The sequence below is a fragment of the Streptomyces sp. NPDC004752 genome (assembly GCF_053601275.1).
The window spans coordinates 1-11132 of sequence record NZ_JBSGBN010000207.1 but is presented as its reverse complement, the minus strand read 5'-3'; the positions used below and the strand labels follow the sequence as shown (position 1 = coordinate 11132).

Annotated in this window: 13 protein-coding genes; 2 read left to right on the top strand and 11 right to left on the bottom strand. The window is 67.2% G+C overall.

Annotation, left to right across the window (positions count from 1 at the left end):
- Positions 1–153 precede the first annotated feature (153 nt).
- The 7 genes from ACWEKM_RS44055 to ACWEKM_RS44025 form a co-directional block, all read right to left on the bottom strand.
- On the bottom strand, positions 154–696 hold the full coding sequence (locus ACWEKM_RS44055; RefSeq protein ID WP_451626941.1) for a hypothetical protein: 543 nt from the start codon (positions 694–696) through the stop codon (positions 154–156).
- Between the two features lie 48 nt (positions 697–744).
- Positions 745–933: a hypothetical protein gene (locus ACWEKM_RS44050; protein WP_451626940.1), complete on the bottom strand. Its 189-nt coding sequence runs from the start codon at positions 931–933 to the stop codon at positions 745–747.
- A gap of 112 nt (positions 934–1045) precedes the next feature.
- Complete coding sequence (locus ACWEKM_RS44045) at positions 1046–2119, bottom strand: ParB/RepB/Spo0J family partition protein (RefSeq protein WP_451626939.1); 1074 nt, start codon at positions 2117–2119, stop codon at positions 1046–1048.
- A complete protein-coding gene (locus ACWEKM_RS44040; protein ID WP_451626938.1) occupies positions 2119–2853 on the bottom strand; it encodes a ParA family protein in 735 nt (244 codons plus the stop codon). The genes ACWEKM_RS44045 and ACWEKM_RS44040 overlap by 1 nt, the downstream gene beginning before the upstream one ends.
- Positions 2854–3371: 518 nt before the next feature.
- Positions 3372–3836 carry a hypothetical protein gene (locus tag ACWEKM_RS44035; RefSeq protein ID WP_451626937.1) on the bottom strand — a complete coding sequence of 155 codons (465 nt, stop codon included), beginning with the start codon at positions 3834–3836 and terminating at the stop codon, positions 3372–3374.
- A gap of 207 nt (positions 3837–4043) precedes the next feature.
- Positions 4044–4484 (bottom strand): HIT family protein, encoded by a 441-nt coding sequence (locus ACWEKM_RS44030; RefSeq protein WP_451626936.1) that lies wholly within the window; start codon positions 4482–4484, stop codon positions 4044–4046.
- Between the two features lie 133 nt (positions 4485–4617).
- Positions 4618–5952, bottom strand: coding sequence for an alpha/beta hydrolase (locus tag ACWEKM_RS44025; RefSeq protein WP_451626935.1), 1335 nt, complete (start codon positions 5950–5952; stop codon positions 4618–4620).
- A 69-nt stretch (positions 5953–6021) separates the two neighbouring features.
- On the opposite strand from ACWEKM_RS44025, the gene ACWEKM_RS44020 reads away from it, so the two are divergent.
- Entirely contained in the window at positions 6022–6639 is a 618-nt protein-coding gene (locus ACWEKM_RS44020) for a TetR/AcrR family transcriptional regulator (protein ID WP_451626934.1), read from the top strand.
- A gap of 5 nt (positions 6640–6644) precedes the next feature.
- Here ACWEKM_RS44020 and ACWEKM_RS44015 read toward each other — a convergent pair whose 3' ends face one another.
- On the bottom strand, positions 6645–6905 hold the full coding sequence (locus tag ACWEKM_RS44015; RefSeq protein ID WP_451626933.1) for a hypothetical protein: 261 nt from the start codon (positions 6903–6905) through the stop codon (positions 6645–6647).
- 160 nt (positions 6906–7065) lie between these two features.
- Between ACWEKM_RS44015 and ACWEKM_RS44010 the strand changes: the two genes are divergently transcribed.
- A complete protein-coding gene (locus ACWEKM_RS44010; RefSeq protein WP_451626932.1) occupies positions 7066–8334 on the top strand; it encodes a tyrosine-type recombinase/integrase in 1269 nt (422 codons plus the stop codon).
- Positions 8335–8881: 547 nt separating this feature from the next.
- On the opposite strand, the gene ACWEKM_RS44005 is transcribed toward ACWEKM_RS44010, so the two are convergent.
- The 3 genes from ACWEKM_RS44005 to ACWEKM_RS43995 all read right to left on the bottom strand — a co-directional run.
- Positions 8882–9973 (bottom strand): transposase, encoded by a 1092-nt coding sequence (locus ACWEKM_RS44005; protein ID WP_451626931.1) that lies wholly within the window; start codon positions 9971–9973, stop codon positions 8882–8884.
- 209 nt (positions 9974–10182) lie between these two features.
- On the bottom strand, positions 10183–10344 hold the full coding sequence (locus ACWEKM_RS44000) for a hypothetical protein (protein WP_451626930.1): 162 nt from the start codon (positions 10342–10344) through the stop codon (positions 10183–10185).
- 196 nt (positions 10345–10540) lie between these two features.
- On the bottom strand, positions 10541–11132 hold a 592-nt coding region (locus tag ACWEKM_RS43995; RefSeq protein ID WP_451626929.1), incomplete at its 5' end, for an AAA family ATPase.

Sequence of the window (11132 nt, the reverse complement as noted above, 5' to 3'; positions counted from 1 at the left end):
CCCAGCTTTATGTGATCTGTCGAGCTGTCCTGGGCGTGTCTGTCTCTTCCGGGTTCGGTGCACGACGTTGTCGGGGATGCTGACCCAGGTGCGGACTACCGCCCCCACGGCACAACCGCGGCCCCGCATCGTCGTCCGCGACGACGACCAGCCTCAGCCGGTGCTGATGTCGGCTCCCAAGGCTGCCCGTGCGCTAGTCGCCAGGTCCCGCAGGGACTGGATGCGCTGGGCAAACGCGTCCTCATAGCTGTGCCACTGCTTAGGGCCTTTGTCCAAGTGCAACGCACGCGCGGCACTGTGCTCGTAGCGCAGCGCGCTGATGACCTTCTCGGCCGTGTCCGTCATCTCCTCCGGGCCCTCCAACATGACCAGTGCCTCGACCGCGGACAGTTGCCCGATCGCCTCCCGAGCCCGGCGCGCGGCGGATTCGAACTCTCCCTGCGCAAGGTCTGCCGACGGCCGAAGGGCGAAGACACACCGGGCCGCCTCCAGAGCCTGCTGTAAGAACTGCCGATACACCTCGCGCCGGACCTCCCGCTGGCCGGCGGCGCGACTCTCTGCCCTGTCCTCCCGTGCTGAACGCAACTGCTGAGCCGCTTGTCGGCCAACTGCCCGCATGGCAAACCAACTGGATGTGGCGGCTGCCAGCAAGGTGGACCCGCCGGTGACCAGGGCGACCGCGACCGTGTCATTCATGCTGGGCCCAACGCCGCGCCGGGCTGCACAGTTCCGGTACGCAGCTTTTCAGGTTTGGGTGGGCAGGATGCTCACGTTCTCGGTCCTGTCGTGTAGTTGTCCGCGCAGGGCGGCGTTCTCGGCTTCGAGCTCGGCGTTCCTCAAGGCGAGCACCTGGATCTGGTTCGCGTAGGCGGTTCCGGTGGCCCGCAGGTCGCGGACGTCGACCGCGTGATCCCTGCGCAGTTTGCGCTCCACCTTCCTGAGCCGGGTGATCTCGGAGCGGAGCTCTTCAACCTCGGGTCGGCGGATGTCGGGGGCGGCAAGGATCTCCTTGATGACTGGGAAGGGCGGGGCTTTGGGGCGGGTGTCAGCTCGCTCGGGCCGCTTCGTCCGTGAACTGGCGCAATGCCTTCTCGAACTCTGCCGGGTTACGTTCCTGGGCCAGCTTGTTCAGCAGCTGAAGCATCTCGAAGAAGGCTGGCTCATCCATCTTCCGCACCAGGTGCATCGCAATGAACGACGGGTCGTCGTACGGGAGCGTAGGTGACTGCCTGCCATCGCCTGTCTGCTCATGCTCAGCCGGAGCATCGTTGTGGCTTCGCGGCTCAGGAACCGACTGCTCAGGCCCGTCCTCGCCGTTTTCCTGCTCCTCGTTCAAAACCGGGTTTTGAACCGGAGGCGTCCGCAGCTTCCGCTGAGGCTTCGGTTGGGCCGCCTTCTGCTTGATCTCGGCAACCCGCGCACGCTGCTCCGCGTGATCCTCAGTCTTGCTGGCGAGCAGCCGGGCGTTCTTCAGTTTCAGCTCACCTGTGTCGACCTGGTCCTGAATGTCGGGGGCAAGGTTCAACAGGGACAGGCGCTGAGAGACGTACACCTGTATCTTGCCGATGCGCTCGGCAACCTTCTCTTGCGAGCCGTGCTTGGTCACCATCCGCTTGAGGAACTCCGCTTCCTTTATGGGCGCGATGTTCTTACGGTGGATGTTCTCGATGATGACCGCGTCGTCGATGCGGCCATCATCGTCACCCAGTTGGTCCTGAACGCGAATGTCGATGCGGGTCCAGCCGAGTTGGCGGGCGGCTTCCAGGCGACGGTTGCCGGTGATCACGACCCAGTCGGCCTTGCGGTGCTGCTCTCGGTCCTTCGGCTTCAACTGCGCCACCACGTCCGGCTTGGCCTGCTCGTACACGCTGCGCGAGACCACGGCGAGCGGCTGGAGCTGGCCGATCTCCTTCATCGTGACCTTCAGCTCGCGGAACTCGGGATCAGCGTCGGTGTAGTCCTCTTCCGGCCGCGGGTTCTCCGGGTTGCCGACGATGGTGTGCATCAGCACGGTGGCCGGCGGCTCTTTGGCTCCCTCGGCAGCGGCGTCGGCGTCCCCGGCCTTGTCCGAGGTGCCCGTGCCGAGCAGGTCGCTCCATGCCTTCTTCTTAGTCGCCATCAGCGGCCGCCCTTCTTCCCGGCGCCGATCTCGACTGCGAGCTGGTAGAAGTCCTCGCGGGCCTCCATGGCCACGCGGTTCTTCTTGTACTGTGTTACGACGGTTCCTTCCAGAGCTGCCCGGGTGTGGACCTTGTAGTGCCTGATCACAGTGTTGGCGAGCTTCCAGCCCTGAGTGCTCACGAAGTTCTTGGTCTGCTCAAGGTCGGCTTCGCCATCGCGGGGATCCCAGTTGTTGATGACGACCCAGTACGGCAGACCGAGCGGTTTGACGACTTCCTCGATGGTGTCGCGGGTGGGCATGAAGCCGAGCGGTTCGGGTTCGACCGGGACGATGATGTCGTCGGCGATGGCGAGGACCGCCCGCATGGCGTCAGCGGCGGCGCTCTTCCCGAAGGGGTCGCCGGCGTGCTGCTTTTCGTCCTCGGGCAAGTCCATCGATCCGGGGGTATCGATGAACGCGTGCTTGACCTTGCGGGACTTCTTCAGCTCGGGAAAGAAGTCGAGGTCTGCACGGGACTTGGTCTGGATGAAGGAGAGCGGCAGGTCGTCGCCGACGCGTTCGGACCACCAGGTGGCAGATCCCTGGGGGTCGGCGGAGACAGCGGCCACATAGTCGGGTTCGCCTTCAGGGGAAGTGCCCAGGACGTTGGCAGTGATGGCCGCAGTGTTGACGGTCAGAGTCGATTTACCGACTCCGCCTTTGCGGTTGATGAGCGCGGTGATCCGTGCCATGAGTGGTGCTCTATAGGTTCCGTGTGCTTGCCGGCCCCGAGGGCCGGTACTAGCGGACCGGGACAGCATGGCATGAGTGGCACGATCCATCAGGACCCGGCCGTCCACCGGGCGCGTCAAAACCGGGTTTTGGAAGCACACCAGGCGTCGCCTCTCAGCCGCAGCTTCAAAACCGGGTTTTGAAGCTGCGGGACAAAACGCAAAAAGGCCCCGCCCCTCCCTGCTGAAGTCTGGGAGGGGCGGGGCTTGCTATACGGGACTGAGGAGGCCCCGAGTAGACCGTATGGGCGCTCGTGCCGACCTTCAGTCCCGGTGTCGCGTCTCGGCAACCTGGTGGGCGACCGTGATGACTTCGTCCAGCATGTGCCGGAAGGCGACGGCGCGGCCGGCGGCGGCCCCGGGCTGGTCAAGGTCAGGACTGCCGCACGGTGTTGGTCCGCCCTGCTCTCAGGGAGTATAGGTCGCGGGGGTGCCGTCGTCGCCCTCTCTGGTCTTGATCTCGTGCAGGGCCATGGTGGTCACGCGTCCACTCCTGCGACGGCGTCGGCCAGGAGTGTGGCGATGTCGGCGCCGTGCGGGTCGGTGTAGCTCTCGTGGTCGCTGACGTGGAACGGCGCGCCCTTCGCGGTGACCGTGAAGCCGGGGATGAGGGTGGCCTCCCGGCCCTCCAACTCGGTGTTGAGACGGTCGGCGTCGCGGGAGGCGAGCCAGGTCTGGGTGTAGGGGCCGAGGCGGAGCAGCGTGTGGCCGGTGTTGTCGCTGCGGCGGGCTTCGACGTGGACGCCGTAGTGGGCGGGGGTCATGCCGACATCGTCGGGGAGGGGCAGGTTCGCGGCGGCGTGGGTGAGCATCGCATAGGCCGGCTGCCAGACACCGAGAATCGCGGTCGTCTCGCAGCGCAGCCAGCCGCGTTCGGCGTAGCCGAGCTTGTGGCCGTGGGGGTAGGCCGTGGCGTGCGGGGTGTCGGGGTGGACCAGGGCCACGGCGATCAGGGCGCCGTGGTCGTCGCCGGGACGGGGGCGCGCGCTCGATGAATGGGCCGACCCTCACAGCGATGTCCTGGGCGCGGCCGGGCGTCCAGGGCTCCGGGTCGCGCACTGCGGCGAGCATCGCGCGGAACTGATCGACGGCATCCTGGTCCTCGGGGGTGAGGGCGCCGGGGGCGTGGCCGCAGCGGCGGAAGAGTCGCTTCATCGGGCGGACCCCTGTTCGCGGATGGGGTGGGTCCAGGGCAGAGCGAGGCCGTCGTCGGCGGTTCGGGGAACGAGGTGGCCGTGCAGGTGGAACACGGTCTGGGTCGCGTCCGGGCCGCAGGAGGTGAGGTAGTTCCACTGGCCGCCGATCTGCGCGGCAAGTTCGGCGGCGCGCATCTGCACAGTGGCGGAGACGACGGGGTCGGTCGTGAAGTCGGCGACGTGGCCGCGTGGCAGGACCAAGAGGTGGCCGTCGGCGCAGCCGCCGCTGCGGGGCACGATCGCGAGGGCGTCGCTCCACTCGTGGACGATCGTGGCCGGGGCCCCGTCGTGGATGATCCGGCAGAACGGGCAGTCGGGACGCGGGTGCTTGCGGGGGACCGGCGGCCGGTTGATGTGGTGGTGGGTGACCTGCACCTGGGCGCCGGCCTCGCGCATCCGGTTCCCGATGGCGTCGGCGATTGCGGGTGCGCTTTTCCGGGCTACGAGCTCGTCCTTGGCTGTACTTCGTGCAGGGCCCAGGCGGCTTCGCGGTTTCGCCCGCCTTTGCCGGTGCTGGGCTGGAACGTCTTCATTTGTGGTCGCGCAGGAAGGTAGGGATCTCGTCGCGGGTCGGGTAGTTCGGCAGGGGTGCTGGCTTGTCCTGAAGGAACGCGGTGATGACGGCGGCGGCTCGGTCGTTGTTGTCGTCGAGGCCGTTCCACATGTGGTGTCCGACTCCGGGCATGTACTGCGTGCGCTGGATGGCGGGGTCATTGGCAAGGACGGTGGTCTCCCATTGACGGACCTGGGAGGAGCACTCGGCGATCATCAGCATCGCGGGGGTCCGGGAGCGCCTCAGTTGCGGGGCGATGGAGGGTGAGTCCTTGACCGTCTGCTGGATGCGGAGGCTGGCGGCGGGACTGAAGGAGAAGTTCTGTGCGGTGTCCTCGGCGGGGATGCGGTGCGCGTCGCGCGCGCAGTAGGCGGATGCGGTGTCGCTGCCGAGGTCTGCGGCGGTGAAGGCGTTGTCGCCTTCGGCCTGTCCGATCAGTCCGGTGTCGGGGGTGAGGAGTCCGAGTCGCATGAGGCCGAATGCCACGGCGTACCGGGGAACGTGCGTCGATCGCGGTCCCGTCGGGGCCGGCGCGAGGCCGCGTGCGGATTTTCGGCCCTTGTGCCCGGTGATGTGTGCGGTGGGGCCGTCCATGGGGCCGGGCTCGGCGATGATCGCCCGGTGCAGGCGTGCGGCGACGCGCGGGTCGGCCAAGGCTCGGGTGAGCACGGCCCCGCCTGAGGAGAATCCGAGGATGTCAGCCTTGCCTTTGTTCAGGCGGTCGATGAAGGCGGCGAGGTCGCTGACTGACCTGGAGATCGTGTACTGACCCATGGGGAGCAGGTCGCTTCGTCCGCCGCCGGCCTGTTCGTAGGCGTAGACGTCGTAGCCCTGGCGGGCCAGGAGTTGCAGGAACCGGTGGTCGAGCACCGAGATGCCACGGACCGGTCCGCCGTTGAGGTACACGAGCGGGATGGGATGCCGGGGGCTTGGGTGCGCGGGCGGGTAGTGGTACACCGCGACCCGGCTGCCCGTGGTCAGGCTCCAGTGCTGCGTGGTCACGAAGGGTAGGGCGGGCGGGTACCGCCGGGCCGTCGGCACGGTCGGGATGCAGACCGACGCCGTCAATGCTGCCGCGACAGCGACCGGCAGGAACGGCGCGAGCCGCGCTGGCCAAATGCGGCGTCGGCCCCGCCACGTCGCGAGGACGGCCCCGACTCCAAGGGTCGGCAACCATGCGGCAAGCCCCGAGCCTGCCCCGTCTGTGAGGGCGATCAGTGCGAGAAAGACGACGACCAGCATCGCGACGGCGGCCAGGGCCAGCAGTAAGCGTCCGGTGAAGCGGACAAGACGTATGGCGGACTTGGGCATAGCGGACCTCCGACAGTTTCAGAACGCCGTTTCAAAACGACGTTATCAAACAGAGGTAGGCTGCTGGCCGTGGGTAGGCCCAGAACAAACGACGAGGCCGTCAAAGAACGGCTTGTGGAGTGCGCGACCGAGATGCTCGCCACCCGTCCGCGGGAGTCGCTCACGGTCCGCGCCGTGGCCGCTGCTGCCGAGGCGTCGACGACGGCCGTGTACTCCCTGTTCGGTGGAAAGGACGGGCTGATCGGTGCGGTGCGCGACAGAGCCGTCGCCGGCCTTTTCCAGGACCTGTCGACGGTGCAGACCTCCGCGGACCCTCTCGCAGACCTCTACGCGCTGGCCGTCGCCTACCGTCGTTGGGGGTGCGGACACAGCCACCTGTACACGGTGCTCTTCGGTGGTGTGCAGTCCTTCGACCCGTCGGGAGAGGTCGGTGCCAGTGACCCGATCCGTCCGCTCCTCGCGGCAATCGATCGCGCCTTGACGGCGTCCGTCCTCGCAGGCGACGCAACGGCGATCGCCCTGTCGATCTGGGCAACCCTGCACGGGCTTGTGACCCTCGAACTGGCCGGGGCCCTCGACGCCACCACGGCCGAGGCCGCATTCCGCTCGTCGATTCACGCCACGCTGCGCGGATGGACGACCGCGGAGGTGTTCCGCAGTCTTCGCCAAGCCGAACTCGCTCGATGACAGGATCAGGGCCGGTATCCGGACTCTCCCGGTCCTGGCTGAAGCCGTGGTGCGTGGTCGGTAAAGACCGGCATGCCAAGGTCAACCAGCTGCGGCCGGCCATCGGTCGGAGCCCGTTTAAGGCTGTTGAGCTTGGCCATCGCGGCGTCAAAGCTGACTTGAAGTCCCTCGACCTCGCCAAGCCAGCCGTTGGCGCGGGCCTCGCGGATGCGCTCGCGGAGGTTCTGGATGATCTCCAGGAGGCGGGGCCGCTGGCGCGGATCCATCTGGAGGACCGGGCAACGGATGCCCCGTTGACCGAACTAACCTCGACGGCCCCCCGATCCACCATTGAGGCAGACCGTGACTGGCAGTGTCGTCCTGCGCTCCCGAAGCTCGCCCGCTCGGGCTCCCGAATCTGCTGTGATCGCGAGCCAACGACGGTTCGTGGAGGTCGAGATGCCGGAACACACGGCAGTGGTACGGGGCATAGCGGCACTGGAGGTGCTGAGGACGGGCCGGGTCGAAGAGACCGGCGACCCGTTGCTTCCGTACCGGCTGATCGGAGGCGATGGCGTCGAGGTCGACGCGGTCACCGAGTTCCTCCATCACATGCTCGCCGATGACGACAGCCCCGCTTCTCTGCGCTCGTACGCCTATGAACTCCTTTCCTGGTTCCGGTTCTTGGCTGCAATCGATGTTGCCTGGGACCGCGCGGGGCGAGCGGAGGCCAGGGACTTCGCCCTATGGCTGAAGACCGTGAAGAAGCCAGCGAGGCAACGTCGGCCGGATGCGCCGAGTCCGGGGTCGGCCAACCCGATCACGGGCAAGCAGACGCCCGGCGAGAACTATGCCGACCGGACCAGACGGCACGTTCGGGCCGCCGTCCGGTCGTTCTACGAGTATCACCGCGAGATGACCGGTCGCCCGCTGATCAACCCGTTCCCCAAGGCCAGAACTGCCGAAGACGAACATGTCAACGCCCATCACAACCCGATGCAGCCGTTCCGTCGGCCGTCCAGGCGGGCGGAGTACCAGCCGCGCGAGCCCCGGCGGATTCCGCGCAGCATCCCCGATCAGGCGTTCAACGAACTGTTCGCCGGGCTCGCGTCGCACCGGGACCGCGCGTTGGTTGCGTTCTATATCTCGACCGGCGCCCGGGCCTCCGAGCTGCTTGGTTCGACCCGAAGCCTGATCGTCCCGGAAGACCAGCTCATCGGCGTGATCCGCAAGGGCAGCCGGGCACTTCAACACCTGCCTGCCTCGGCAGACGCGTTCGTCTGGCTGAAGCTGTATCAGCACCAGGTGCGCGAGCTGGTACCTGACGGCCCCGACGAGCCCCTGTGGTGGACGCTGCGGCGTCCGTTTCGCCAACTGGGATACGACGCGGTCCGGATGGTCTTCAACCGAGCCAATGCTGTGCTCGGTTCAAACTGGACCCTCCATGACCTGCGACATTCCGCGGCCAAAAGGATGATCCGCAACCCGCACCTGAGTCTCGCGGACGTCCAGTGGGTCCTCGGACATGCCCATATCACCACCACTGAGCTTTACCTCTCGCCCGCGCAGGACGAGGTCGTCGCCCAGATCCTCGCGCATCACGCGCGTCAGCGTGCCGAACGGGAGAAGCCGCCGGCCCCACCCGCCCCCGGCTATCGGCCCGAAGTGCTTGAAGCGTTGCTCGGCCCGTCGGCTCCCGACGGAGGCAACCGGTGAGCATGACAACGGAAAGTGCGGGCGCGAAGCCCATGCCGGAACGAACGCGGCCTCCCCATCAGGATCAGCCGGAGGCATGGGCGGCCCGGCCTGCGGCACAGGAGTGGCCGCAGACCCTACTCAATCGCGCGGAGCTCACCGCGCGGCTTCTGGAACTGTTCACCGACCCGGCTCACGGACGCCCGCGGGACACCGTCCGGCGGCGCGGGCTGAACCGCCTCCTGGACTGGCTCGAACGGCAGCCCGGGGACACCTGGCAGGACCGGTGGCTGGCCAGCGGCGCCGACGATGCCGGAAGGGACTGGACCGACCTGGCACTGGGACCGCAGGCAGCCGGCTACCACCGCGGGGACCTGAGTACCGGAGTGCTGCTGCTGGTCTGCGGCCAGGTCATCCGCCCCTCCTACCGCTGGCTGCTGGCCCAGCGGCAAGCGAAGATGCTGGCCGAGGCCCGAAACGCGATCGACCCGGCCAGCTTCGCCCTGTTGGGTACCAAAAGTCGCGTATATGCGCTGAGCTGGGTATTCGTCAGTCTGCGCGATCTTGATCACGCAGTGTTGCGGTACTCGTGGATGAGTCCGCCGAGGACGTTGTGGCGGTGGACGCGCTGTGCAGGGAGGGGGATGACGTCGGGGTCGTCGGCAGGAGCGCGCAGGTGCAGGGCGCGGTGTGGTCTGCCGGTGTTGTAGTGCGCGGCGTACTCGGTGAGGACGTGGCGGGCGTGCTGCTCGTTGTGGATGAGCATCCGGTCGGTGCACTCGGTTCTGACCGTGCGTACGAATCTCTCGGCGTGGGCGTTCATCTCCGGTGCCTGTGGCGCGGCCTTGAGGATCTCCATCTCCTCGCCCTGGAAGACGGCGTCGAAGGCGTGGGTGTAGCGGCTGTCGCGGTCGCGCAGCAGGTAGCGGAAGCAGGCGGCCCGATCGCCGAGGCCGGCGAGGAGGTTGCGGGCGAGCTGGGTGGCCCAGGCCGCGGTCGGGTGGGCGGTGACACCGAGGATGTGCACGGTGCGGCTGCCGACCTCCATGACGAAGAAGGCGTACAGCCTGCTCAAGCCCGCGGTGTCCACATGGAAGAAGTCGGCGGCGAGCAGACCGCAGGCCTGGGTACGTACGAACTCGCTCCAGGTCGGGGCGCCTCTGCTTCGCCGGGGTGCGGGGCCGAGACCGGCGCTGCGCAGGATGCGGCGGACGGTGGACGCGCCGACGCGGTGCCCGAGGCGTCGCAGCTCGCCCTGGATGCGGGTCGAGCCCCAGGCCGGGTTCTCCCGGGCCAGGCGCAGGATCAGGCCGGTGATCTCCTCTGAGGCAGGCGACCGGCCCGTGCGCGCGGGTTTCTGCCTCCACTTCCAGCGCACCAGTCGGCGGTGCCAGGACAGCAGCGTGGCGGGGGTGACCAGGCGGTGGCGGCGCAGTCGGGTCGGGAGGTGCCGGGCGAGTGCGGCGAGCACGGCGCGCTCCGGCCAGGTCAACCGCGGCCGAACGCCGAGCCGACGGCGCAGCACCGCGTTCTCATGGCGCAGTGCCAGCAGCTCGACGTCCTTGGCGTCCTCCGATCGCGACAGCCACAGGAGCAGTCCAAGGAGCCTGAAGAAGACCAGGTAGAGCATGCGCAGAGCCACGCAGCCCGAGCTTGCCATGATCGACTGTACTTACAAAATGCCTGCTCAGGACGGTATGTTATCAATCCTCTGGAAGCGTAGAGACCCTGGCCGGAACGGCCAGCGGCGCCACTTGTGGGACCAGGCTTCGAACACTCCGAGGGCCGGACAGACCACCTGGTGGAAAACGCCGTACTCGGTCCTCTGGTTACCGATGAAGGAGACCAGCACTTCCGGAACTGTCTCAGTCACTTCGCCCAGAGGACCATGCAGCGCTCGAAGACACCACGCTCGATGACCAGCTCCTTGTTGTCCTTCTTCAACAGAGCCTTCTCCCGGCGTAGCCTGGCCAGTTCCTCGCTCTTTGCCGCTGACCCGGCTCTGCCGACCCGGCGGCGCGGGAGCCCCACGTGCTGAGGACGATCTCCTTGGTCCCCAGGTCCGCGGCGACCGTCTTTTCTGTCTCGGTGACGGACCCGTACGGCCTCCTCGCGGAACTCCGCGTCGCGCCGTTGACGCTCCTCTCTGCAACGACCCCAACTTCCACTGCAGTCAGGGTCTTCACGCTACGAGGGGAACGTCAGAACTGATGCATGTACAGCCACCTCACAGATCCCTGTTCGCAGGTCGGCAGTCGCAGGCGGAGCTCATCATACGGTCGATGAGCTCCACAGTTTCGACGGTGCCGAGGCCTGTGTTATCGATCAGTGGGACGTCCAGGTCCCGCCAACCGCTCATCTGATCGTAGATCACCTTCAGTGTCTCGTGGGAGAGTCGCCGGTGCCCCGACCGATTCTCGTTTCGCTCGGCCAGGACCTCAAAGGAGGGCATCAGCACCACCACGGTGACAGTGAGGTCCCCCAGTGCGCTCCGCCAGCCCTCCAGGCTGACGGCAGGCCAGTCGGGGAACACGGCGTCATCAATCACGCACGTGTACCCCTCGCGCACGTACTCGCGCACGCACAGTGCCGTGCACCGGCGCGCCAGCACGTACTGCGCCTCGGCCGCGGAGCTCCAGCCGTCTTCCGGATTCGCGTATCCCGACTTCACCCAGTCGCGTACGTCGTCCAGCGAGACATGCATGCACGGGTCCGAGCGGCTGCGTGCCCAGTGGTCGGCCAGTGTGCTCTTTCCAGCGGCGGCAGGTCCCGTGATCAGTAGGACTTCCGACTCTGATGCGGTCTGCGTCACTGAGCCC

What these genes read in the sequence shown, in the direction of transcription:
- ACWEKM_RS44055 (WP_451626941.1), bottom strand. Translation starts at nt 696, where the DNA reads ATGAATGACACGGTCGCGGTCGCCCTGGTCACCGGCGGGTCCACCTTG.
- ACWEKM_RS44045 (WP_451626939.1), bottom strand. Translation starts at nt 2,119, where the DNA reads ATGGCGACTAAGAAGAAGGCATGGAGCGACCTGCTCGGCACGGGCACC.
- ACWEKM_RS44040 (WP_451626938.1), bottom strand. Translation starts at nt 2,853, where the DNA reads ATGGCACGGATCACCGCGCTCATCAACCGCAAAGGCGGAGTCGGTAAA.
- ACWEKM_RS44030 (WP_451626936.1), bottom strand. Translation starts at nt 4,484, where the DNA reads ATGCGCGAGGCCGGCGCCCAGGTGCAGGTCACCCACCACCACATCAAC.
- ACWEKM_RS44025 (WP_451626935.1), bottom strand. Translation starts at nt 5,952, where the DNA reads ATGCCCAAGTCCGCCATACGTCTTGTCCGCTTCACCGGACGCTTACTG.
- ACWEKM_RS44015 (WP_451626933.1), bottom strand. Translation starts at nt 6,905, where the DNA reads ATGGATCCGCGCCAGCGGCCCCGCCTCCTGGAGATCATCCAGAACCTC.
- ACWEKM_RS44005 (WP_451626931.1), bottom strand. Translation starts at nt 9,973, where the DNA reads ATGGCAAGCTCGGGCTGCGTGGCTCTGCGCATGCTCTACCTGGTCTTC.